Genomic DNA, 23,007 nt, shown 5'->3' on the forward strand with positions numbered 1-23,007 from the left:
TAATTTACCTTACCCCTAAAATATACAATTTGAACCATCCATATAAAAAAAAACATTACTCCTTTTACTGAAGTAATGTTTTTTATCACAGGATGGCGATCCGTTCGTAAATATCCCGCAGGTTTCTGCAGCCGAGCCCTTTTACGTCCTCAACATATTTACACCATAGTTTTGCTGTCAAAATCGCATCTCCTAATGCATGGTGACGGTTTATAACTGGAATCTCTTTATGATCACACCAGTCTTCAAGCCTTACAAACTCTGCATTTGGTTCAGCAATGCGGTATAAAAAAGAAGTGTCCACAATCCGGTGCTTGAACGGGGCGCGGAAAAGTTTCCTGCTTGCATGCTGCATAAAGTTTTTTTCATGAGAAGAGTGATGGGCAACAAGAGGATCTCCTTTTACGAACTTAAAAAATTCAATCATGGCTTCTTCAAGGGAAGGAGCATCCTTTAAGTCTTCATTCCTAATCCCTGTTAACTCACTGATTTCATCAGACATCCCATTTTCATGCCTGACAAGCGAGTAGAACCGTTCCTCTTCCTGCAGCGTGCACCCTCTCACCTTCACTGCACCGATAGAAATGATTTCGTTCCCCTGCTCAGGAAAAAAACCGGTTGTTTCAATATCAAAGACAACTACATTCAGAGCGTCCAGCGGAACCGACAGCGCCTCTTCAGCTTTCATTTCCCGCTGCAGCTGACGCAAAAACGCGATTTGCTGGGAGTTTTGCCCGCTTTGAGCCGTTCCAAAAACACTCGTTTGAAACTTTCCATGCACCTCTCTTATGAAATGAACGAACGGATTCGACTTCATTTATGAACACCCTTTTCAATGATTCCCTGTACAAAATGATGCAGCTTTTTCCCGTTTTTCAGAATGGTTTTCATTTCTTTTTTCTCAGCGCGGCTGAGCTTCTGAATGGGAAGATAATGAACATCATCGTATTCTTTGATTCTCTTTAAATTAGACATTCGAAACTGCAGCAGATTGGCAAAGCTGGTTTTATAATCGTTCAGCTCGTTTCGATAAAACTCGTCTTTGCTGAGCTCATCAATCCGTTCCAATGTGGAGGCAGCCAACACGCCTTCTTTAATGGCAAGGATTCTAACTGCATTTACATAGGGTAAAAAGGCAGCTTGCTTTAAATTGAGTGATCCCTGAAAAGGACCGCTGCTTTCAGTGAAGATTTGCCCAAGAGGACCAACAGAAGGCTTGAGATGCATGATATTATCCATAAACCGTTTTAATAGCTTCGGAGACTTTTTCTGGCACTCATCAATTATTTTTTTAAAATGATCGATAAATGCCGCTTCTCCCGCAAGCACTCTTGCATCCACAAAAATCTGCAGGTACCTCATAGACTCAAAGCTGACTTCCTCCATCCATTTTAAAAGCTGTTCTTCAAAAGCTCCAAGCGATTTGCACCAGACAGGATTTGAACTCATGACTTTTCCTTCGCAATAAGGATACCCTGCAAGATGAAGACCTAAGGAAATTTCTTTTCCAAGCGCCAGAAAGTACTGATCTGCGTCTGTACCGCTATTTTCATAAACCATTCCATGATCCTGATCACTGATGACTCCCTGTTCAAATCTCCCTGCACTCCCCATAACAAACCACGAAAAGGATGAAGGAGGAGTCCCTTTTTCCTCCATCATCTTTTGCAGAGATACGTCAAAAACTGCCCGCATGACTTTATCATGAAATTGATTTAATGATAGCGTATCAGATGTATATTTTTTAATCTCTTCATCTCTCCATGAACGAATTGATTCGTAGCTTTCTCCCATTTACCGCACTTCCCTTTCGCTCCGGAATTAAGAGCTGATCTTATCCTCTTTTGATAAGAATACTTCAGGATAGCCGTAACTTCCATGCTCACTCATATCAAGCCCCATAATTTCTTCTTCTTCTGTTACACGAAGACCGCCCATCAGCTTTTTAGCAGCAAAAAGAATGATAAACGATACGGCAAAGGCATAAGCTCCCGATACGCCGACACCCATGATCTGAACCCCTAATTGTTCAAAGCCTCCCCCGTAGAATAATCCCGGTTTTCCAACCGTCGCAAGTTCAGGTGTTGCAAAAAATCCAGTTGAAATGGTTCCCCAAACTCCCGCTGCCCCATGAACAGATAATGCGTAGATTGGATCGTCTATCTTTCTCTTTTCGAAAAATCTCACACTATAGAAAACTAGGATACCAGCTATAAAACCGATAAGAACGGCTGCCCACGTATCTACAAACGCACATGATGCTGTGATCGCTACCAGTCCCGCGAGTGCACCATTAAGCATTGTCGGCACATCTGATTTCCCAAGCACTGCCCATGAAACGATGAGCGCCGCAACCGCACCGGCTGCTGCTGCAAGATTCGTATTAAGTGCAACATAGCCGAAAAATCCATTCTCTACTCCAAGCGTGCTTGCTGCATTAAATCCAAACCAGCCAATCCAGAGCACCAAAACACCTAAAGCCGTAAACACCTGATTATGCCCAAAAATGTTATTGGCAGAACCATCCTGATTGAATTTCCCTATACGGGGCTTAAGCAAAATGGTTGCAGCAAAGGCAGCCATTGCACCCGTTAAATGAACAACCGTAGAGCCTGCAAAATCCTGTTTGCCGTGCTCAGCAAGCCAGCCCCCGCCCCAGATCCAGTGTGCAACGACAGGATAAACAAGTGCTGAAAAAAGCACCGTAAAGACAAGATAAATTGACAGCTTAGCACGCTCTGCAAATCCTCCAAGCGCAATCGTGATCGCAATTCCGGCAAAAGCAAGCTGGAACAAAAAGAAGACAGTTGAAGAAAGGTTCATCCCCGCAAGCTCATACCCTGAATAGAAAAAGTGGGATAAACCGACAAGGAAATTGGCATTGTCTCCAAAAATAAATCCAAAGCCCACAGCCCAAAACACAAGTGATGCAAGCCCAAATGTAAAAATCGTCTTTCCGGCAATATGACCGGCATTTTTCATGCGTGTAGATCCTGCTTCAAGCAGAATGAATCCGCCCTGCATGAGAATAACCAAGATCGCCCCTAAAACCACCCATAAACTATTTAACAGATAGATAGAATCCAATTTAACGTCCTCCTATTGCTCTTCTTATAACATTGTATGTTATAAAATATAACATGAGTTAATTATTTTCTATTTTATCTTATATTTTTCTTAAGTCAACCAATTTTCTAAAAATTATTATAACTTAATGTCAAAAAACCTAACACAACAAAAATCACATATAGTTTTTGATAAGTCGATGATATTCTGTATTTACAATAGACATTTCTTCCTTAATAAGGTAAAATTATATTGTGAAGTATTTCACAATTATGGAAAGGGTGTTGCACAATGGCACAAGAAAAGATAAACCGTGTGGTCTTGGTTGGAACCGGATTTGTCGGATCCAGCTACGCATTCGCTCTCATGAATCAAGGAATAGCTGATGAACTGATTTTAATTGATGCTAATGCCGAAAAAGCACTTGGGGATGTAATGGATCTTAACCATGGAAAAGTGTTTGCGCCAAATCCTACTGCCATCCGTCTCGGAGAATACGAGGATTGCAAACACGCAGATATGGTTGTCATTTGTGCAGGGGCTAACCAGAAAAAAGGCGAAACCCGCCTTGATCTCGTAGCGAAAAACCTGGCCATATTCAAAGAAATTACCGAAAGCGTGATGAAATCAGGATTCCAGGGAATATTTCTAGTAGCAACGAACCCAGTTGATATCCTTACCTATGCAACATGGAAATACAGCGGCCTGCCGAAAGAACGGGTGATAGGTTCAGGAACCATCCTTGATACGTCCCGCTTCCGCTATCTGCTTGGCGATTACTTTAAAATTGCTCCAAATAACGTTCATGCCTACATAATCGGCGAGCACGGAGACAGCGAGCTTCCTGTTTACAGCTCTGCGGATGTCGGCGGAATCCCTGTGATGAAGATGATTGAACGCAGCGAAGCCTATAAAAAAGAAGATTTAGATGAAATCTTTAAAAACGTTAGGGATGCAGCCTATCAGATTATTAATCGAAAAGGGGCAACCTATTATGGAATCGCAATGGGACTTGTCCGCATTACGAAGGCAATCCTTCACAATGAAAATTGCGTCCTGACCGTTTCTGCCAATCTTGACGGACACTACGGAGAAAAAGATGTCTATATCGGAGTCCCTGCTGTTATTAACCGCGAGGGAATCCGCGAGATTATTGAGCTTGACCTGAATGCTGAGGAACAGAATAAATTCAGGAAAAGTGCTGCGATTTTAAAAGGAATACTGGCACCTCATTTTAATTAGAAAATCTGTGTACCTGATTCGCTATAAAAAAGACAATTCTGCTCCGGCCATAAAAGCTGGAGTTTTTCTTTTTAGCTGAAATAAAGGTCTTTATAGTAGCCGGTTTGCCAATTATTTTAGCTGAATGAAGAATTTTTGCTTTAGCGGCTTCCCCCGAAATTCAGCTGCATTCTTCTTTTCAAGCGGATGTCCTCAATTTCTAAACATCCTAACAAAAAAAGCATGAACCTCTAATTGGTTCATGCTAGCTGTCTTTCTTTTCCTTCACTCTTAAAAGCCTCAATCCATTTAGCGTAACAAGCAAAGTCGCACCCATATCTGCAAATATCGCGATCCATAATGTCAGCCATCCTGGAACAACGAGCAGCAGGGCAAGCAGTTTGAGCCCTAAGGCAAAGGCAATGTTCTGCTTAATAATGACAAGCGTTTTGCGGCTCAGTTCAATCGCAAATGGCAGTTTTTTCAGATCATCTCCCATTAGGGCAACATCTGCTGTTTCAAGAGCCGTATCCGTCCCGGCTCCTCCCATCGCGATACCAACTGCTGCAGCAGCAAGGGCAGGAGCGTCGTTTACGCCATCGCCCACCATTGCGGCTGCCCCGTATTCACTTTGTATCTTTTTCACGGCATCCAGTTTATGCTGAGGAAGCAGCTCAGCATGAATCTCAGACACTTCTAACTGATGTCCGATTGCTGCCGCGGTACTTGCATGATCTCCCGTCAGCATGATGGTCTTTTGAATGCCAAGCTCTTTTAGCTGCTTCACAACGCGGACACTGCTTTCACGAACCTCGTCTGCCACAGCTGATACAGCAAGCACCACTTTATCCGTACCAGCGAGCATGACTGTTTTTCCCTGTTTCTGCAAGGAATCAACCTTGTTTCCTAATTCACCTTCAAGTGTACGCCCCAGCAATTCTTCAAACAGCGAAACATTTCCAACGTAGTACCACTCTTGATCAATCTTTCCTTTAATGCCTTTTCCAGTGATGGACGCAAATTCATCTACAATCAGAGATTTATAATTGAGCTCCTGCTGCTCCGCTTTTTTTATAAACGCAGAAGCAAGCGGATGCTGTGATCTATATTCAAGCGCACTTACCAAAGTAAATAGGTCATTCTGTGAAATTCCCGATTGTATAACGCCAAAATCGGTAACCACAGGAGTCCCTTTAGTTAAGGTGCCTGTTTTATCAAAAGCAACCGCCTTAATTCGGCTTAATTCCTCAAGGTAAATACCGCCTTTAATTAAAACTCCATTTCTCGCAGCGTTCCCAATGGCCGTGACAATGGAAACAGGTGTTGAGATGACAAGTGCACACGGACAGCCGACAACCAGAACGGCTAATCCCTGATAAATCCAAGTATCCCACATACCGCCGAAAAACAGCGGCGGAAGAACAGCGACTAAAAAGGCAACCGCCATAATCGCAGGCGTATACCACTTTGCAAACTTGTCTACAAATGCCTGCGATGGTGCGCGTTCCGCCTGGGCTTCTTCTACTAAATGAATGATTTTAGCAATCGTCGTATCATCAGCAAGCTTGGTAACCTTTACTTCAAGCAAGCCTTCTTCGTTAAGAGTTCCTGCAAACACTTCCGCCCCAGGTTCTTTTTCTGCGGGGAGTGATTCACCCGTGATGGACGCCTGATTAACAGCCGATACCCCTTTGACAACAACTCCATCCATGGCAATTTTCTGGCCCGGCTTCACAATCATTATATCTCCGGTTTCAATTTCATCAACGGAAATGGAGCTTTCAACGCCGCTTCGTCTAATTAACGCTTCTTTTGGAGCGATATCCATTAACGAACGAATGGACTTCCGCGCCCGGTCCATTGAATAGGATTCCAGTGCTTCACTGATGGCAAACAGGATAACCACAACCGCTCCTTCGCTCCATTCCCCAATAATGGCCGCACCAATAATCGCAATCGTCATGAGCGTTCGCATATCAAACTCAAGTCGTATCAAATTTTTAAACCCTGTGATAAACAGGGCGTATCCTCCGATGACGATTGCAGACAAAAAGGCTGCTATCGACGGGACACTTCCTTCACCATAGGTAAACAATGAATAATAGCCTATCGCTATGAACAGTGCTGATACCAGAAGTGCACCGTATTTTTTCAGGAAGGTTTCTTTAGGCGCTTGAACGGCTCCCTTTTCAGGAAGAATTTTAAGATGCTCGAACGCACCTGCTTTTTCAATATCGCGAATGCTTGCTTTGCCGATCACTGTTAATTTAGCGGCTCCAAAATTCACTTTGGCATCGGTTACACCATCAAGTTCTTTTACATTGCGTTCGAATTTCCCGGCACAGCCTGCACAAGTAAATCCCTGAACCCGGTACACATTTTTTTCAGCTGATTGTTCTGCTCCCACGCTGGCTCATCTCCCCCTGATGTTCAAAAGCAAGCTGAATCAGCTGCTTTACATGATCATCATCCAATGAATAATAGACTAGCTTTCCTTCTTTGCGGAATTTAGCAAGCCCCGTATTTTTCAAAAGCCTTAAATGATGCGATGCCGTCGCAGTCGTAGCTCCGACGATATTCGCCACATCACACACACAAAGCTCCTCTTCTTCTAAAAGCGCATAAGCAATTTTCAATCGAGTATCATCAGCAAGAGCTTTGTAGATTTTCGCCACATTAGCCGTTTCCTGCCCGCGAAGCTTATTCTTAACCCGTTCCACTTTTTCCGAATCCACACAAGTTATTTCACATACATCCTGCAGCTTCACTTCATCACATCCTATTCATTCAAACGTTCATTTGATTAAAGTATATGCAGGGCAGCATGAACAGTCAAACAATTATTTGAATGTTTGTATAAATAGATAATCTTTCTTATAATAAAAACTACATAAGAAGTCAGAAGGAGACTCACGATGAAAAAAGAAAACCTAGACGCAGACACGTTCCTGGACCTGGACGAAGAAACCCTCTTCATCGCTTCCCAGACCTTCAAGGCACTGTCAGATCCGACAAGGCTTCGCATATTAAACCTGCTCACCCAAGGGGAACGATCTGTAAATGAAATTGCTGAAACATTATCTCTTCTCCAATCAACCGTATCCCACCAGCTGCGATTTCTAAAAAACCTCCGCCTCGTCAAATTCCGCCGCGAAGGGACAACCTTATACTATTCACAAGACGACGAACACGTAATCGGCCTTCTGAAACAGACGATTGAGCATGCTAGGCATTGACCGAAATGCGGAACTGCCCGTTTAGCTCCGACAGACAGATAAGTCTCAGCCAGTGAAGGCGCTTTTTGCCTTTGCTGGCTGAGACGTTCTGGCCGAGGAGTTGGGCGGTGGAGCTGGACAATGTAGAAATGCGGAACCGACTGGTCAGGCCCGACAGACAGATAAGAATTCCGCCGAAAAGTCCGGTTTTGACTTTTTGGCGGAATTTGTTCTGGCCGAGGGACTAGGAGGTGGAGCTGGACACCGTGTAATGCGAAATTTCCCGTTTAGCGCAGGCAGACAGATAAGTCTCAGCCAGTGAAGGCGCTTTTTGTCTTTGCTGGATGAGACGTTCTGGCCGAGGAGTTGGGCGGTGGAGCTGGACAATGTAGAAAAGCGGAACCGACTGGTCAGGCCCGACAGACAGATAAGTCTCAGCCAGTGAAGGCGCTTTTTGCCTTTACTGGCGGATTCGTTCTGGCAGAGGAGTTGGGTGGTGGAGCTAGACATTGTGTAAAAACGGAATAAATCTGGTCAGGCTGATTTAGCCAAATTCATGAATTTATTAGCAAAATTCGCTTATTTTAGAAATGAAAAAACCAAGAACCGAACACCACAAAAAAAAAGACACAACCGTGTCTCTTTTTTAATTACAATGATCATCCCCGCAGCAGGCTGGATCTTTTCGATCAATTTGAATCGTAGTATGATGCAGTCCAAATTGATCATGCAGAATCCGGTTGGCTTTTTTCAATAAGTCCTGCTGATTCTCCCCGCTCTCTACTACTAAATGACAGCTTAGCGCCGGGAAATCTGACGTAATCGACCATACATGCAAATCATGGACACCGCACACTTCCTCCATTGTCAGGAGAGCAGCCCGAATATCATCCGTTTTCAAGTTCCCAGGTGCACCTTCCATTAAAATATGAAAAGAATCCTTCGTCACGCGGAAACCGCTGATGATAATCAGCACCGCAACAATAATACTCGCGATCGGATCTGCCAGACCCCAGCCAAAAAACATAATAACAAGCGCCGCGATAATTGCGCCCACAGAACCAAGCATATCGCCAATAACATGCAGGAAAGCACTTCTTACATTCAGATTTTCATCCTTATCACCACGCATCAGGATAAAAGCAGCCGCGATATTGACAAGCAGGCCAATACTTGAAATCAAGAGCATGCCTGAACTGATGACCTCAGGCGGATCGATAAAGCGCTGATATGCTTCTGCGAATATATAGAGTGCAATAATGATTAATGTGAGGCCGTTAATAAAGGCAGCCAAAATCTCAAACCTTTTATAGCCGAACGTTTTAGATGCTGAAGCGCCTTTTGCTCCAAATGTCATTGCAAGATAGCTTAAACCCAATGCTGCTGCGTCACTGAGCATATGTCCCGCATCAGACAGCAGTGCCAGGCTATTTGTCATCAATCCCCCGATCACTTCCACAATCATGAAAAGAGTGATAATGGAAAATGCCAGCAGGAGCGCCTTTTTATTGCTTGTATGGTGGTGATGATGCCCGTCATGGCCGTGATGATTATGCGAGTGCCCCATTTTCAATTCCCCCAATCCGCATTGTATGAGTATGTGTTCATATATTAATTATTTCAAAAAATTTTAATAATTGCAAGATATATTTATGATTTACATCCCCCATATTTTTCATTAAAGAAAGTTAAAAGAGGGGATTTCAGGATTGAAGAACGAATTTATTGGATTGATAGTTTTTACAAACTATTTATTTATAATAATTATAAAATAATATTGATTTTTTACTGAGAGATGTTATCATTGTAAATGGGTTAAATAATATAAAACTATGAGGTGATTCGATTTATGAGTAATGAGAGAAAAAATCTTACTACTAGTTGGGGTGCGCCTGTCGGGGACAACCAGAATTCAATAACAGCAGGTTCTCGCGGTCCAACGTTAATTCAGGATGTCCACCTTTTAGAAAAGCTTGCACACTTTAACAGAGAACGTGTGCCTGAGCGCGTCGTTCATGCAAAAGGTGCAGGGGCACATGGTTATTTTGAAGTAACAAATGATGTAACAAAATATACAAAAGCAAATTTCTTATCAGATGTGGGTAAACGCACACCGATGTTCGTCCGTTTCTCAACTGTAGCCGGAGAAAACGGTTCAGCTGATACAGTGCGCGACCCGCGCGGATTTGCTTTGAAATTCTATACAGAAGAAGGAAACTATGACTTGGTCGGAAACAATACGCCGGTTTTCTTCATTCGCGATGCCATTAAATTCCCTGATTTCATCCACACACAAAAGCGCCATCCGCAAACACACTTGAAAAATCCAGATGCTGTTTGGGATTTCTGGTCTCTTTCACCCGAATCTCTTCATCAGGTAACAATCTTGATGTCTGACCGCGGTATTCCGGCAACATTCCGTCATATGCATGGCTTCGGAAGCCATACATTTAAATGGACAAATGCTGAAGGCGACGGCGTGTGGATCAAATATCACTTTAAAACAGAACAGGGCATCCAAAACCTTGCTCCGGAACTTGCAGCTAAAATTGCTGGAGAAAATCCGGACTACCACACAGAAGACCTGTTTAATGCCATTGAAAAAGGCGATTTCCCTGCATGGAAAATGTACGTGCAGATCATGCCTTTAGAAGATGCGGACACATATCGCTTCGATCCATTCGATGTCACTAAAGTATGGTCACAAAAAGACTATCCGTTAATTGAGGTTGGCCGAATGGTTCTAAACCGCAATCCGGAAAACTACTTTGCAGAAGTCGAGCAGGCTACATTCTCTCCTGGAACACTTGTCCCCGGAGTCGACGTATCACCGGACAAAATGCTTCAGGGCCGTTTGTTTGCCTACCATGATGCACATCGCTACCGTGTAGGAGCGAACCATCAGGCACTGCCGATTAACCGTCCTAAAAATGAAGTCCACACGTACCAGCGCGATGGCCAAATGCGTTTTGACAACAACGGCGGCGGCTCCGTCTACTACGAGCCGAACAGCTACGGCGGACCATCAGAATCAGCTGAAAACAAACAGGCTGCATTCCCAGTTCAAGGCGTTGCAGACAGCGTCTCTTATGATCATATCGATCACTACACTCAGCCTGGAGACCTTTATCGCCTCCAAAGCGAAGAAGAGCGTGCCCGTCTTGTTCAAAACTATGTTGAAGCAATGGCACCGGTCACGAAAGATGAAATCAAACTGCGCCAAATCGCGCATCTTTATAAAGCTGATCCCGAATTCGGCCAGCGTGTAGCTCAGGGACTTGGACTTCAGGTTCCGCAGCATGTTTAAGTAAATTAAAGGAATAGCTTTACAAATTCGTTCTCAGGATTTATTCTCACTTTTGCACCCGCTTAGTTGGCGGGTGCTTTTTTTATAGATTGATAAGGTTACAGGAACGATTTCTTGTCAATAGCCAAACCGAAAACTTCATTATTCTAACTAAATTCCTCATTTTAAATAAAAGACTGTTTTCGCATAGATTGTTGTTTTACATGATAAAAGTTGCCCGTTTCTTCCCGCTCCACTAAAGGTTTTTAACATTTAGTCTGGTAGCAGCAATATTTACGAAAAGAGCCAAATAAAAAAACAGCCGCTCCCAAGCGGCTGCCATTTAATAAATATCCCTTCGCGAAAACACGATAAACGAAACAATCAGTCCAGCCGCTGCCCAGATGCCGAGGACACTCATGGAGAAGCCCAGTGTCATCCCGTTGATAGGAGGTGCCATACCGGCTACATAATCGGTCAATCTTAGGTTGACCATGAAAAAGTACTTGGCTGATTCCCATGAGGAAACCATATTCGCCAAAATCGCTCCTGCAATCAATGCTGCGAGCATGACTCCCATAACAGAGGCAGTGCTTTTCATGAGCACGGAGAGTGTAAAAGTCAAGGTTCCGACGACAACCGCCACGAACCATACTAATCCAAGTTCCATTAAAATGTACTGCCACTGTTCTACCAATCGCACCTGATCGGTATTCAAGTCCTCTCCCTGAACGGTAAATCCGGTCAAGATCGGCATGTTCCATCCCCCATATCCGAAGACGGTTCCTGATATGAGATAGGACAGCACTCCGAGCGATAAGACGATAAAAGAGACCGATAATATTAATGTGATGTACTTGCTTAATAAGATCTTCCACCGTTTAACCGGCCTTGTTAACAGCAGCTTGATTGTACCCCTTGTTGCCTCTGAAGAGACGAGATCGGCTGCAATGACCATGACCATCAGCGGCAGCAGGAGGTCAATTGAATTTTCGGCAAACATCCTCATAAAGGTTGGGGCTCCTGGTGCGCTCGGATTAATGTCATTATCCAGGTAGTACTGCTGCTGCTCCATCCTGATTTGCAGGTATTTCTTCCATTCTGCTGAGATGCCGCTAGAGCTCAATCTGTTTTGGGCATTGATAATTTCCTGCTGCAATTGAGAACGCCAGTCGGTTGTTCCCAATTCTTCCTGCAGGGTTTTCGCTTCTTTCATTTGTGCATATGTGAAAAGTCCGACGAGTACTGCTAAAATGCCGGCAATGATGAAAAGGCGCTTTTTCCGGATAACTTTGATCATTTCATTATAGACAAGGTTAATCAATGGTTTCACCTTCAGTCAGCTCGATAAACAAATCTTCAAGTGTAGGCAATTTTGTCTGAATCTCACGCACTTTTACCCCGGCTCCAACTAATTTCTCATTCCATTCGGGTATGCTTTCTTCCTCATTATAGGTAACGATTCTATCTTCATATTCCGTAATCAGGGTTGTTTCTCCCGCCAAGATGGCCTTTCCTTTTTCAAAAGGATCTAGTCTCCAGATGACCCGTTCTTTTTCAGCAAGTAGATGCTCGACTGTATCAACTTTAAGAATGGCCCCTTTAGAAATGATTGCGACCCTGTCGCACATTAATTGAATCTCACTTAGTAAATGGGAAGATACAAGAACACTCAAGCCTTCTTTTTCAGCTAAAAAGCGAATGAATTCCCGCATCTCTCTGATGCCCACAGGATCAAGTCCATTTGTCGGCTCATCTAAGATCAGCACGTTCGGCTTGCCCAATAATGCTTGAGCAATTCCAAGGCGCTGGCGCATTCCCAGCGAATAAGTGCTCACCCTGTCGCCAATCCGGTTTTGCAGACCGACAAGCTCTACGACTTCATCGATGCGCTCCTTAGGAAGGCCGGGAACCATTCTCCAGAAATAGTGAAGGTTTTCAAGTCCTGTCAAATAAGGATACAGTTCAGGATTTTCAACAATGCAGCCAATATTTTTGATGGCATTTGAAAAGTCAGACTTAAGATCATGACCGCAGATGGTAATCTTGCCTGACGTTGCTTTTATCAATCCGACAAGCATGCGGATCGTTGTTGTTTTGCCTGCGCCATTTGGACCCAGAAATCCAAACACTTCTCCCCTTTCAAGCTGAAAAGAGATGTCTTTGATGATTTCTTTTTTGCCTATTTTCTTCCGGAGATTTTCAACCACCAGTGTTTGGTTTGAGTTAGTCATCCTGATTTCCCTCCCTGCTGAACACGATTAAAGATGACAGCCGCTCTCCAATCAGCTTGTAGCCTTCTGAATTCGGATGAAACTTGTCGCTGTACAAATAATCGTTTACATTCTGCTCAAATAAATCAAATGTCGGAACCATGACAACCTTTGGATAGTTCGCTGCAATTTCAGCAGATTCAAAATTCCACTGCCTTACAATAGCAGAAGTTGTTTTTGCATCCTCCAGGTCATTAAAGGGATTGTAAAGACCCACATAATATACAGATGCTTCAGGATTTACCTTGCGAAGCTCCCCAATGATTTTGTTTAAATTCGCTAGATATTTCGCTTTAGCCTGATCATTTTCCGCTGATAACAAATTCTCAAGTGCCTGTCCGCCTTGAAAAAGGTCATTTCCGCCAATGGTCATAACAATTGTATCTGCGGCGCTGATCTGTCTTCTGATCTCCGGTTTTTGAAGCTGCTCCACTACCTGATCAGAGACTTGGCCTTTAATCGCTAAATTCGAAAGCTTAATGTCCCGCTCTGTTTTTTCTTTAAGCTCATCCACTAAATAGCCAATGTACCCTTTACCTGACTGATCACCTGTTCCGCGCGTCAATGAATCGCCAAGTGCTACAATTTGATAGTCTCCATCTGATTTGCTGACTTCGGCTTCATTAGCAGTATCCGATTGTACTTTGGCATCCGGCTTGCTGAAAAAATAGCTGTTAATCGTCCAGCCCAAACCAAAAATCCATAAGACTGTCGCAAGTACGGATAAAATTGCAATAAACTTCGCTGTATTTATTTTCAAACGATCACCTTTTCTTAAAAACTTGTTACCCATCAATTTACATGAATTCAAAACAAATAAGCAACTATGAATACGTCCATTTTCAGATAATTAGAAGCCTTGTTCAAGTAATCGCCATATTTAGAGTTTGTTTATCCCTATAAAAAAGACTTGCCTCCAACAGCAAGTCTTCCTTTTCTTTTACCGCTACTTGAGCCTGTATAGAACAATCTCTCCATAAACCGGATCAAAAAGAGGGTTCGAATGAAATTCCTTAGTTTTTTCAAGCCGGTCCGCTAAATCAATTCCCTGCTTTTCAAATCCTTCTGCAAGATGATTGGTCAAATAAATGTTCTTCCCTTCCTGATAGGATACATCCTTTTGAAAGTAAGGGTACGAGTAGTAGCGTTTATGATCATATGGGACAGATAAATAGGATAATACCCGTGTCTCCTCCCAAGTATAGACGATTAAAGGCTCCTCCTGCTCATCGAGGTACTCAGCCATTTGATAGACGGCAGGCTTGCTTTCTCCCTGTTCTTTTAAAAGAGGAACACTTACACCAAGCTGCAGGGCTGCCAGCATAATCAAAACATTTTGTCCTTTTTTTGTCTTCCCTGCCAAAAAGACAAATATTGCAAACAGAAGCAGCATCGCAATCGGAAAGGAATGACGCGGTTTATCGATATTTTGTGCAAACAAATTCCAGAGAGAATAGAACAGCGTCAAACTCAGCAGCAGCTTATGACGATTGAAAAATTCCGTCCTTGCCTCTTTGTTCAGGCTCATGAAAAACCAGACAACCACACCTGCAGCTGCCGGGAGCAAGAGATAGGATTGCGACATCATGCCTGTAAAGCCAACATTTTGCACTGTTAATCGGTATAGACGGGACCAGATCGGTTCCCCAGATTCCGTTACCGCTCCTCCCCAGGATGTAAAATGGCCGGCAATAAAGGCATAAGAGAGCTTGATAAACCCAGGAAGGCTGCCTTCACTCATAATCAGCCCAGCAATCCAAATACTTTGAAAAAGCACGGCAGCAAACGCAAAAAATGCAATCCTTTTCATATTCTTGCTTTCTTTATAATCCTGAATCCATAAAAAAACGATGGCGAACCCAAACGGAGCGTAAGAAAGCCGAATTCCCATCAGCAGGCTGAACAGGAACAGCGGAAGTAGCTTCATCCAAATGGAGTTTTTTTTGAATGCGAGATAAACAGCCCATAAATACCACCATAAAACTCCGATCGCAGCCCCTTCAGACATTGGCTGAGCGGAGAGAATGGATAAATAGCTGTTCGTTTGAAGCAGCATGACGACCATTAAGGACGGCAAAGCGCCGATGTACTGTTTTGCTGAAAAATAGATGGGGATACACGCAGACAAAACAATCGTCTGATTAAAAATAGACAGTGCCTGTGCAGGGTTATCCACCCATATATGTGTAATCATTCCTCCGAGAATGAAATAAGGATAGCCTGGAAAATGCGGCTGCATGGCGAGCAGATCGTATCTGTCCAGCGCCAGCGCAAAATCAACCTGATCCCATGTGGCAGCATACGGACTGCTGTATATAAATCTAAAATAAACGGCTGCCAGCAGGATGGCTGCAGCGCTAATTGTCTTAAGGATCGTGCTCATGCAAAAACTCCTTTACTAAGTAGAAAGCGCAGCAGCCAGGTCAGATGTGCAGCATTTCATATAAACTCTAAAAAAAATACAAGGCGGATCGCCTTGTATTTTTTATCCTATACGAGCCTCAGGCTTCAGTACTTTTTTATCTTTAGGCGCTGCTTTCTCAGCTTTTACAGGCTTCTTTGTGAAGACAAGCAAATAGATTGTCGCGAAATAGCCCAGATACGCGAGGACTTCTTCCAATGAAGGCATGGATGAATATCCTAAGAAAGCTTTTAAGAAAATGCCGATATCACCGGACAGCAGCGGTGCTGTTCCGTGATCGCGCAAGTAGTGAGCATAGTCAATCGGATGCTCAGGCAGAAACCAGGTAATATTATAAACGTGCGGCATCACACTGCCGATTATCTTTAAATCCTGCAGCATGGATATTCCCTGAACGAGAAGACCGGCTGCAATGAGAACGATAAACGCTCCCGTTATTCTAAAGAAAGCTTTAAGCGAAATTTTCATTGTTCCTTTAAAGAATAGGTAGCTGACGAGTGAAGCGGCAAGAAGCCCTGAAATAGCTCCCCATCCCTGCAAAGCCGCTCCAATGTTTCCTCCTGTAATAGCAGCGAAGAAAAACACCGTTTCTACCCCTTCGCGTACTACAACTAAGAATGAATGAATAACCATTCCGATTACACTGCCTGCCGTAATAAAATGATTTATCTTTCCTTCAACGGTCGATTTGATATTTTTGCTGTGCTCAGCCATCCAAAAGACCATTTGAGTTAAAAGAATGGAGGAGATGAAAATAATCGAGATCTTCAGGTACATTTCACTGCCCATCGCCGCAAACCCTGTGAATACTACTTGAAAAACAAGAGCCACAAGGTAACTTGCAAAGACCGCAAGACCTGCTCCAAGCCAGACGAACTTTACAAATTTTTGATTATCTGTACGCTTTAAGTAAGTTGTAATAATTCCTACAATTAATAAGGCTTCCAAGACCTCACGGAATGTAATAAGAAACGCCTGAAGCTGCATGTTCATCCCCTCCTTAAAATATATATGGCTACTGCTTCTTCCTTTTTCTGATTGCGTAGACAGCGACAAGCGCCAGGACTGACACTATAATGACAATCGGAAGCCAGTTCTTTAAGCTAGCTAAATCTGTCCAGTCAGTCGTCTCTGAAGCTGTTGATTCCCCTTCATCAGCTGAGAAATGACCGGATGTAAAATCTTCTATGCCAAATTCTTTTTTAAGATCCGTTAAAATGATTTCTTTGCTTTCGTTAAATGCATCTTGACTTGCTTCTGATTTCCCGACTCCGAACAAGCCTGGATTGCCTAGTGCTTCCAATGCTTTATTGAATTCGTCTCTAATCTCAGTGTCCATCTCTTTGCTGCTTTCAGCTACGCGCGGAGAAAGTGCCTCGTAAGTCGCAAATCCTTTTGCAAGCAGCCGTTTGCTTGTATCATAGTCCTTAAAATTCTCATCGACATTTTCAAGGCGGCGGCTGATATTCATTGCAAGAAGCTTCTCCATGTTTTGAACAAGTTCTTCTTTATTCTCATTTTCAATATTGTCCATGATGACCTGTGTTGGTTCCGGCCCCATGTGCATATCAATCTCTTCTTGAACAGTTTGATAGATTTTCTTTGCTTCAGCAAAGTCAGGGGGACTTTCATCCAGCTGAACCTGCATGTTTTTATAGGCTTCCGCAATTTTTTCTTCATTCGGATCTCCGTATGAATAAGCAGATGCGCTGTTATGTATAGGTAAACTGATAAGGATAAGTACAATTAGTGATAAAAAAGTTTTTTTCATTGTCTGCCCTCCCTAAATAATGATAATGATTCTCATTTTTATTGTCAATAAAAAATAAGAAAATAAAAAATACTCTAGGAGCATTTCTTATTTTCTCTAAATGAATGTAAAACATGTGCGCTTTTATTTATGGATACTTTTTTAGCTGGACGGCGCATTTCTTTTATAATGGCCGGAATGACAGATGACAGATATTTTCTGAATTTGATAAAGGATTGACCTTCAGTTCTGACTTGATAGGTAATCGGCACTTCCTGAACGCGAAACCCTTTGCGGACAAGGTTCAAGGTGACTACCTGTGCGTAATTATAGTCATGAATAATCTCAGCATGCTCTATAGCCTGGCGGGAAAAAGCTCTCATTCCTGACTGGCCATCGTAAATCCATTTTTTAAGAAGCAGTGACTGCAGCAGGGTAAAACAGTAGTTTCCCAATCTGCGGTGAAGCTTCATCCCTTTAATTGAGCCGAGAAACCTCGATCCCATCGTATAATCCGCTTCACCTGCAAAGATCGGCTGAAGCAGATTAGGGATTTCATCCGCCGGATATTCATTATCAGCATCAATCATCACCGCAATATCTGCCCCAAGCTCATAGCTATGCTTGAGACCGGTTCGGACAGCAGCACCCAGCCCTCCATTCTTTTTCAAAGAGAGGATATGGTCTGCACCTGCTGCTCTGGCTGTTCTAACCGTATTGTCCGATGAACCATCATCTATGACGAGCACCTCTACTGCGACTTCTTCATGAAAATGACGCGGCACGTTCTTGATGACAGGCCCAATTGATTTTTCCTCATTGTAAGCCGGCAAAAAGACGACTACTTTCTGTTTCTTCATTTAGCGCTCCCTTCCTTCTTAAAGGCCTCAGTAAGCACAGGACCCCTGCTGTGCGATGGATATGGCGCTCCAAGTAAATATGCAAGTGTCGGCGCTACAGAGACGAGGCTGTGTTTCTCCTCTACCACGCTGCCCTTTTGAATGGCTGGTCCATACATGAAAAAGGGCACAATCCGCTCGCCTTCATCAAGATGACCGTGACCGCCAATCCCATCAGCCTGTCCATGATCGGCACAAATGATAAAGGTTGTATTCTCAGCTTTACCGGTCTCTTTTAAATGCTCTATAAAGTTTTTGACCAGCTGATCGGCCTCTCTTATTTTTTGAAGATATTCATCATAAAATACGCCCCTGCTGTGACCTGTCTGATCGGTTGAAATCAGCTGAACAATAAAGAGCTCGGGATCCTGTTCATCCATGATCTGCTTCGCTTTTTCCATAATTTTATAATCTACAACATCGTTTTTCATCACAGCCGTGAATGTCTCCACATCATCACCGAACGCATCGACTAAATGAGCAACAGCAAGCATCTTTCCTTTTTTCTTAACACGTCTGAGCGAATCAAAGATGCTTTCTGTACGGACTCCGAAGCGCCAGACCATATTTGATTTGATCCCATGCTCAAACGGATAGGTTCCGGTGAACATTGATGAAAAGCAGACGACCGTTCTCGCAGGATAGACCGTCTCCATTTTCGCAAATTCTGTTCCGTTTTTACGGAGATAATCTAAATAGGGGGTATCCGCTTCTTCAAATCGTTCCTTTCTCATTCCATCAATGACAATCACCACTACCTTGTCATTGACTCCTTTTTCAGGCACTTCCGCATTATGGGTGTACGATGAAACCGGCTTTGGCTTCCAGTCAAACAGGTATTTATGAAGAATGAACGTATAAATCAGCAGTGATCCATAAAACAGGAGAAGAGACTGCCAGTTTACATCCTGAACGGAACCTCCATTTGAAAGGATGCTGAAGGAATAATCCCATACAGACAGAATGAGAATGAATTTTGGAAGCTGCTCCTGAGCATTTCCGCTGGTAGAATCACTGTTTTTAAGAACCAGTTTCCAAAAACGGGTGAAATTCATCCAGGACGTTCCGATTCGCAAGTGATAATAAAACGTTCCCCAGAAAAAAACCGTGAAAAAGAAATATAAACCGGCTGCAAACAGGAGAAGTCCGATATTAGCCCCTTCAAACATAATTAAATAAACAATAATAGGAATCCATAAATAATTTCTTAAAAATAATGGAAAATCGTAAAGATAATAAATAACGAGCAATGGAACGATAAAAATAAGGGATAAAGCAAAAGCAGGCCAAAACGCGCCCTCCCCTAATAAATAGAAGTGAAACAATAAAAAGGTTCCCACAGAAAAAATTGGAGTAAAGGGTTTGCCCTCATTTAACAAATTCCAGCACCACGCAGCTATTTTTTCAAACTTGGATGCTTGTTTTACTTTCTCCACTTCAACCTCTCCTTTCTCTTCATAAAATAGGTCAGCTCCCTTACCTGGAGCGGCAATAATAGAAAAGCTGCAATTCCTCCTGCATAAGAGAAAACAAACTTAAATCCGTGACTGATCACGGCATATTCATAGGCTTCCTTCATGCTTGCTCCCGTTATATTAAGGGCAAATGTCATCACGGTTTCGTATGTGCCGACGCCTCCAGGTGTGACCTGAAACACCTGTCCGGAAATGGTTACACTATTAACCCAGACAGCCTCCATAAAAGATAGGCTTTCAGGTGAGGCGATGCCAAAAATGACAACTGCTTCAAAAATCCAGCTTAAGGCAACAAGAAGGATAATGACTGCACCATGCAAACCTCTGAATCCTTGTTTCAATTGACTGATCTGTTCTTTCAGAAAGCCTGGAAACTTTATCTTTACAGTTATAAAAACAGCTGCTGCCGCCATTGCCAAAACGGTGAGGACCGGTAAATTCACCTGTAATTTTCCATACAGGTACAAAAGACCGGTCCCTGAGAAAATAACAAGAATCAGCATATCCAGCATCCTTAGGACAACTACCGAATGTGCCGCTTGCCTAAGCGTCACTTCTTTATCATTTTTAAATACGGCTGCCCGGACAGCATCTCCGACTTTTAATGGTGATAAATGATTAATGAACAAACTGTACAGCAGACCGGCAAGGCATTTTTGCAAAGAGACTTTATTCTGCAGATAAAGCCTCCAGGCAAAAGCACGAAGGACAAAAGCTGCTGAATAAAAAATGACAAGCGCAAGCAATACAAAAGGCTTTTCTAAAAGCGACTTCAGCTGCTCATATAAAGAAGCCGGCTGAAAAACCAGTATGCTTAACCAGATAAACAGCAGGGTTAAAGCAATTCCAATCAGATTAAATAATATCGGGATGTTCCTTAGCCCACGCAACGGTTTGTTCAAATCCTTCCTTAAAGGATATAGAAGGGGCATATCCAAGCTTTAATCTTGCTTTGGAGATATCTGCCCAAGTAGAGGTTACATCGCCTTTTCTCGCTTTTTCGTATTGAAGCTGTAAATTTGGAAAGTGTGATCTAAGCTGATTAATAACCTCCGTCATGAGCACAGGACGTCCTGAACCGAGATTATATACATCACTTTCAGAAGACACAAGCGTGAGCATAATTCCCGTCACAATATCATCAATATATGTATAATCACGCCCTGTTCCTTGTCCAAAAATGGACAGGTTCTGATTGTTCATGACTCGTCTTATAAATGTGGAAAATGCCATATCCGGCCTTCCCCAAGGCCCATAGACTGTAAAAAAACGAAGAATGTTCAGTTGAAAACCATACATGTGGTGAAAGGCGTGACAGAGGGATTCTGCCCCCATTTTTGAGGCTGCATAAGGGGATAGAACTCTTCCTGTAACCATATCTTCCGCCAGCGGCACATCAAACTGTTCCCCATAGACAGATGAGGAGGAAGCGAAGATGACATGTTTAACCTGAAGTTCACCTGCACAGGCCAGAATATGATTTGTTCCTTGAATATTAACATCTATATAAGCGGATGGATTCTGCAGGGAGGGGCTGACTCCGGCAAGCGCTCCTAAATGGACAATCGCCTCAGGCTTCTCCATCTTAATGATGCTCATAAGCTTGTCTCTATCCAGCAAGTCACATTCATAATAAGGAACACTGCCCGCCCTATTTACTTGCTGTAATTGATAAAGCTTTCTTGAATTCTGTTCGGCACGGTCCAGATTGTCCAGCAGAATAGGCTGGTTTCCGCTATTCAAAAGCCGAATGGCAAGATGGCTGCCGATAAACCCTGCACCGCCAGTAATAAGTGTTTTCATATTTTCTCCTTAAGCCTTGCGTTTTGTGTAAAAAGAAGAAACCTTGTCCGCAAACAAGGCTCCTTCTTTTATAACATATTATTTTGCTTTTTCAATGAGATTATTTAAGCTCTCTTCTAAAAGCGGCATGTATTGATCTGCTGCTTCCTTGTCATTTGCTTTGGCAGCATCTAAATAGCCTTGAGCATTTTCAGTAAGCTTAGTTGTTTCTTCTTCTCCAAGAATCGTTTTGATGTCATTTTCAATGATGTTAATGAATAACGCACCTTCAATAGCTGTGATCGAACCTTTTTCCTCACCGAAGGCTTCTTTGCTTTCTTCATACTCATGAAGGGCAATCTTTGCAAAGCCACGTACAAATGCTTTGTTGATCATTTCTGCATCAAGTGTTTTAGCGTCTGTCTGCAAATCAAGCTGTTTCAAGATGTAATCAGCATCTTCAGCTGCATGCTTTTGCAGGTAAGGATAAACGGATTGATAAAACGCCCATCCTTCAGCCTGCTCGATTTTTGCTTCTGTTTCATCTGTTTTAGCCGCTTCAGATGCCTTTGTTGCATATCCGTTCGGCAAAGCGCCTACCGCATAATAGAATGTCTTCATTAAAGTTTTATCAACCACTTGTTTTCCAAGTGAGAACGAAAGCTTATCTTCGCTTTCAATTGCTTTTTTCATTTCATCAAAGCCGCCTGCGATGACATCCTGCATATTTGATTCATAGGCAGCATCCCTTTTCTCAACCGTTCCTTCAATGGCTCCATAAAAACTCATTGCTTCTTCGTATTCTTCCATTACTTCTTCTTTATTGCCCCAGTTTTCATCAATCTCTGTGAACTCATGGCGCATCGTCTGGAAGAATTCTTTTTGCATCAATTTGTCAAAAAGCTGTCTGACTACGACAGGATTCATTTCTTCATTTTTTCCTGCTTCTAAAGCAGCGGTAATGGTTTGATCGATATTCTCGTCAAATTCGGCGTCACGCTGTTTTACGAGCGTTTGCAGCTCGCTTTTATATAATTCTTCTACTTTTGAAAAATCAACTTCTTGATCTTCTTTCGCTTTATCAAGCTCAGCAACAGCATCTGTATATGCCTTCACAACCGTTTCGGGCTCTGATGATGCTTCTTTTTCAGTTTTTTCTTCAGCAGTTGATTTAGTCTGTTCTTCGGTACCCGCTTTTTCCTCTTTATCTTCAGGCGCAGTTTCTTTTGAACAACCGCTGATTAGCAGTGCTGATGCAAGTGCTGCAGATAGAATCGTCCACTTAAATGACATGCTGTTTTCCCCCTGTAATGTTGTTGATAATGATTTTCAATAAGTCCTACGTCATTATAATAGAGAACGATTCTCATTGTCAATATAATTTTGATATTCTGTCAATGGGATTAAGCCTTCATTCAAAGCTTTCAGCGACTTCCCCTGCATAGCAGCAGATCTGCACGAATACTTAGGAGCTATACGGAGATATCCTTTTTTGTGATTTTCACAATCTATAAAATGTATAATTTCTCTAAACAATAGGCTGTTTTCACATAGATTATTGTTTTTGATTACAAATGTTGTCTGTTGATTTCCGTTGCAATCCGCTTAAGGTTTTTAA

The 23,007-nt window shown here is 42.8% G+C and carries 20 protein-coding genes; 3 read left to right on the plus strand and 17 right to left on the minus strand.

Annotated features, from left to right (window positions below):
* Window positions 1-85: 85 nt before the first annotated feature.
* Genes E2R53_RS15335 through E2R53_RS15345 form a run of 3 tightly spaced genes read right to left on the minus strand, consistent with a single transcriptional unit; the run spans window position 86 to window position 3,087 of the window.
* A complete protein-coding gene (locus E2R53_RS15335) occupies window positions 86-817 on the minus strand; it encodes an exonuclease domain-containing protein (protein WP_133312611.1) in 732 nt (243 codons plus the stop codon).
* Window positions 814-1,794 (minus strand): DUF294 nucleotidyltransferase-like domain-containing protein, encoded by a 981-nt coding sequence (locus E2R53_RS15340; protein WP_133312612.1) that lies wholly within the window; start codon window positions 1,792-1,794, stop codon window positions 814-816. The genes E2R53_RS15335 and E2R53_RS15340 overlap by 4 nt, the downstream gene beginning before the upstream one ends.
* A 27-nt stretch (window positions 1,795-1,821) precedes the next feature.
* Window positions 1,822-3,087, minus strand: a complete 1,266-nt coding sequence (locus E2R53_RS15345) for an ammonium transporter (RefSeq protein ID WP_133312613.1) — start codon at window positions 3,085-3,087, stop codon at window positions 1,822-1,824.
* Window positions 3,088-3,357: 270 nt separating this feature from the next.
* Here E2R53_RS15345 and E2R53_RS15350 point away from each other — a divergent pair, with 270 nt between their 5' ends.
* Complete coding sequence (locus E2R53_RS15350; protein ID WP_133312614.1) at window positions 3,358-4,308, plus strand: L-lactate dehydrogenase; 951 nt, start codon at window positions 3,358-3,360, stop codon at window positions 4,306-4,308.
* A 244-nt stretch (window positions 4,309-4,552) separates the two neighbouring features.
* Here the strand turns inward: E2R53_RS15350 and E2R53_RS15355 are convergent, their stop codons facing one another.
* Complete coding sequence (locus tag E2R53_RS15355; protein ID WP_133312615.1) at window positions 4,553-6,694, minus strand: heavy metal translocating P-type ATPase; 2,142 nt, start codon at window positions 6,692-6,694, stop codon at window positions 4,553-4,555.
* On the minus strand, window positions 6,672-7,055 hold the full coding sequence (locus tag E2R53_RS15360; RefSeq protein ID WP_133312616.1) for an ArsR/SmtB family transcription factor: 384 nt from the start codon (window positions 7,053-7,055) through the stop codon (window positions 6,672-6,674). The genes E2R53_RS15355 and E2R53_RS15360 overlap by 23 nt, the downstream gene beginning before the upstream one ends.
* 147 nt (window positions 7,056-7,202) lie before the next feature.
* On the opposite strand from E2R53_RS15360, the gene E2R53_RS15365 reads away from it, so the two are divergent.
* Window positions 7,203-7,523, plus strand: a complete 321-nt coding sequence (locus E2R53_RS15365; protein WP_133312617.1) for an ArsR/SmtB family transcription factor — start codon at window positions 7,203-7,205, stop codon at window positions 7,521-7,523.
* Window positions 7,524-8,148: 625 nt separating this feature from the next.
* Here E2R53_RS15365 and E2R53_RS15370 read toward each other — a convergent pair.
* Window positions 8,149-9,069, minus strand: a complete 921-nt coding sequence (locus tag E2R53_RS15370; RefSeq protein ID WP_133312618.1) for a cation diffusion facilitator family transporter — start codon at window positions 9,067-9,069, stop codon at window positions 8,149-8,151.
* Window positions 9,070-9,351: 282 nt separating this feature from the next.
* On the opposite strand from E2R53_RS15370, the gene katA reads away from it, so the two are divergent.
* Window positions 9,352-10,809, plus strand: coding sequence for a catalase KatA (katA, locus tag E2R53_RS15375; protein ID WP_133312619.1), 1,458 nt, complete (start codon window positions 9,352-9,354; stop codon window positions 10,807-10,809).
* A 322-nt stretch (window positions 10,810-11,131) separates the two neighbouring features.
* Here katA and E2R53_RS15380 read toward each other — a convergent pair whose 3' ends face one another.
* The 11 genes from E2R53_RS15380 to E2R53_RS15430 form a co-directional block, all read right to left on the minus strand.
* A complete protein-coding gene (locus E2R53_RS15380) occupies window positions 11,132-12,112 on the minus strand; it encodes an ABC transporter permease (RefSeq protein ID WP_133312620.1) in 981 nt (326 codons plus the stop codon).
* Window positions 12,105-13,022, minus strand: a complete 918-nt coding sequence (locus E2R53_RS15385) for an ABC transporter ATP-binding protein (protein ID WP_133312621.1) — start codon at window positions 13,020-13,022, stop codon at window positions 12,105-12,107. The genes E2R53_RS15380 and E2R53_RS15385 overlap by 8 nt, the downstream gene beginning before the upstream one ends.
* Window positions 13,015-13,821: an SGNH/GDSL hydrolase family protein gene (locus E2R53_RS15390; RefSeq protein WP_286166224.1), complete on the minus strand. Its 807-nt coding sequence runs from the start codon at window positions 13,819-13,821 to the stop codon at window positions 13,015-13,017. Before E2R53_RS15390 ends, E2R53_RS15385 begins: the two co-directional genes overlap by 8 nt.
* Before the next feature lie 186 nt (window positions 13,822-14,007).
* On the minus strand, window positions 14,008-15,444 hold the full coding sequence (locus E2R53_RS15395) for a hypothetical protein (RefSeq protein ID WP_133312623.1): 1,437 nt from the start codon (window positions 15,442-15,444) through the stop codon (window positions 14,008-14,010).
* A gap of 102 nt (window positions 15,445-15,546) precedes the next feature.
* Window positions 15,547-16,470, minus strand: a complete 924-nt coding sequence (locus tag E2R53_RS15400) for an FTR1 family iron permease (RefSeq protein WP_133312624.1) — start codon at window positions 16,468-16,470, stop codon at window positions 15,547-15,549.
* A gap of 28 nt (window positions 16,471-16,498) precedes the next feature.
* Window positions 16,499-17,254: a hypothetical protein gene (locus E2R53_RS15405; protein ID WP_133312625.1), complete on the minus strand. Its 756-nt coding sequence runs from the start codon at window positions 17,252-17,254 to the stop codon at window positions 16,499-16,501.
* Between the two features lie 74 nt (window positions 17,255-17,328).
* Window positions 17,329-18,093: a glycosyltransferase family 2 protein gene (locus E2R53_RS15410; protein ID WP_133312626.1), complete on the minus strand. Its 765-nt coding sequence runs from the start codon at window positions 18,091-18,093 to the stop codon at window positions 17,329-17,331.
* A complete protein-coding gene (locus tag E2R53_RS15415; protein WP_133312627.1) occupies window positions 18,090-19,568 on the minus strand; it encodes an alkaline phosphatase family protein in 1,479 nt (492 codons plus the stop codon). The genes E2R53_RS15410 and E2R53_RS15415 overlap by 4 nt, the downstream gene beginning before the upstream one ends.
* Entirely contained in the window at window positions 19,556-20,509 is a 954-nt protein-coding gene (locus tag E2R53_RS15420; RefSeq protein WP_286166226.1) for a lysylphosphatidylglycerol synthase transmembrane domain-containing protein, read from the minus strand. The genes E2R53_RS15415 and E2R53_RS15420 overlap by 13 nt, the downstream gene beginning before the upstream one ends.
* Window positions 20,463-21,410, minus strand: a complete 948-nt coding sequence (locus E2R53_RS15425; protein WP_133312628.1) for a GDP-mannose 4,6-dehydratase — start codon at window positions 21,408-21,410, stop codon at window positions 20,463-20,465. The genes E2R53_RS15420 and E2R53_RS15425 overlap by 47 nt, the downstream gene beginning before the upstream one ends.
* A gap of 78 nt (window positions 21,411-21,488) precedes the next feature.
* Entirely contained in the window at window positions 21,489-22,682 is a 1,194-nt protein-coding gene (locus tag E2R53_RS15430; RefSeq protein ID WP_133312629.1) for a hypothetical protein, read from the minus strand.
* Window positions 22,683-23,007 lie beyond the last annotated feature (325 nt).

The organism is Peribacillus frigoritolerans, assembly GCF_004358755.1.
Lineage (GTDB): Bacteria > Bacillota > Bacilli > Bacillales > Bacillaceae > Bacillus_P.

What these genes read in the sequence shown, in the direction of transcription:
- E2R53_RS15430 (WP_133312629.1), bottom strand. Translation starts at nt 22,682, where the DNA reads ATGTCATTTAAGTGGACGATTCTATCTGCAGCACTTGCATCAGCACTG.
- E2R53_RS15395 (WP_133312623.1), bottom strand. Translation starts at nt 15,444, where the DNA reads ATGAGCACGATCCTTAAGACAATTAGCGCTGCAGCCATCCTGCTGGCA.
- katA (WP_133312619.1), top strand. Translation starts at nt 9,352, where the DNA reads ATGAGTAATGAGAGAAAAAATCTTACTACTAGTTGGGGTGCGCCTGTC.
- E2R53_RS15340 (WP_133312612.1), bottom strand. Translation starts at nt 1,794, where the DNA reads ATGGGAGAAAGCTACGAATCAATTCGTTCATGGAGAGATGAAGAGATT.
- E2R53_RS15400 (WP_133312624.1), bottom strand. Translation starts at nt 16,470, where the DNA reads ATGCAGCTTCAGGCGTTTCTTATTACATTCCGTGAGGTCTTGGAAGCC.
- E2R53_RS15425 (WP_133312628.1), bottom strand. Translation starts at nt 21,410, where the DNA reads ATGAAAACACTTATTACTGGCGGTGCAGGGTTTATCGGCAGCCATCTT.
- E2R53_RS15350 (WP_133312614.1), top strand. Translation starts at nt 3,358, where the DNA reads ATGGCACAAGAAAAGATAAACCGTGTGGTCTTGGTTGGAACCGGATTT.
- E2R53_RS15385 (WP_133312621.1), bottom strand. Translation starts at nt 13,022, where the DNA reads ATGACTAACTCAAACCAAACACTGGTGGTTGAAAATCTCCGGAAGAAA.
- E2R53_RS15410 (WP_133312626.1), bottom strand. Translation starts at nt 18,093, where the DNA reads ATGAAGAAACAGAAAGTAGTCGTCTTTTTGCCGGCTTACAATGAGGAA.
- E2R53_RS15335 (WP_133312611.1), bottom strand. Translation starts at nt 817, where the DNA reads ATGAAGTCGAATCCGTTCGTTCATTTCATAAGAGAGGTGCATGGAAAG.
- E2R53_RS15405 (WP_133312625.1), bottom strand. Translation starts at nt 17,254, where the DNA reads ATGAAAAAAACTTTTTTATCACTAATTGTACTTATCCTTATCAGTTTA.
- E2R53_RS15365 (WP_133312617.1), top strand. Translation starts at nt 7,203, where the DNA reads ATGAAAAAAGAAAACCTAGACGCAGACACGTTCCTGGACCTGGACGAA.
- E2R53_RS15370 (WP_133312618.1), bottom strand. Translation starts at nt 9,069, where the DNA reads ATGGGGCACTCGCATAATCATCACGGCCATGACGGGCATCATCACCAC.